This is a genomic window from Catenulispora rubra (assembly GCF_015356825.1).
GTDB classification, from domain to species: Bacteria; Actinomycetota; Actinomycetes; order Streptomycetales; family Catenulisporaceae; genus Catenulispora; species Catenulispora rubra.
Window position 1 is genome coordinate 1 of sequence record NZ_JAACYW010000721.1, and the last position, 536, is coordinate 536.

1 pseudogene is annotated in these 536 nt (G+C 67.2%); it reads right to left on the reverse strand.

The window, feature by feature from the left end:
- Positions 1-536 (reverse strand): annotated as a pseudogene (locus GWK61_RS59160) (hypothetical protein); the annotation flags it as partial.

The window sequence follows — 536 nt, forward strand, 5'->3', positions numbered from 1 at the left end:
CGTTCCAGCCGGTGTTGCCGTTGGAGGTGTCGTAGACGGCGACGCCGGTGGCGGGGTCGGCGTCGGCGGCGACGTCGTTGTCGATGCGGTTGGAGCAGCCGGAGGGCAGGCTCAGTGCGGCCTGCCAGGAGGGCTTGGCCTCGTAGGCGGAGCAGCCTGAGCCGGTGCCTTCGGAGCCGGTGGTGGTGTTCCACACCGATTCGGTCCAGCCGCGGGAGTTGGAGGAGGTGGTCAGGTTGGTGCCGCCGACGGAGACCACGTTGGGGGAGGTGGCCGGGTAGCTGACGCCGTAGTCGGAGTCGCCTGCGGAGACGGTGGTGACGATGCCGGAGGCGTGGATGAAGTAGCTGGTGTCTTGGGAGGTTTCGGTGGAGGATTCGGAGCCGCCCCAGGAGTTGGATATGTAGCCGGCCAGGCTGGCGGCGGTGTTTTGGGCGATGAACAGGCCGTTGCTGGAGTCGTCGTTGGCTTCGACCAGCACGATCTTGCACAGCGGGCAGATCGCCGAGGCCATGTCCAGGTCGAGCGAGGACTCA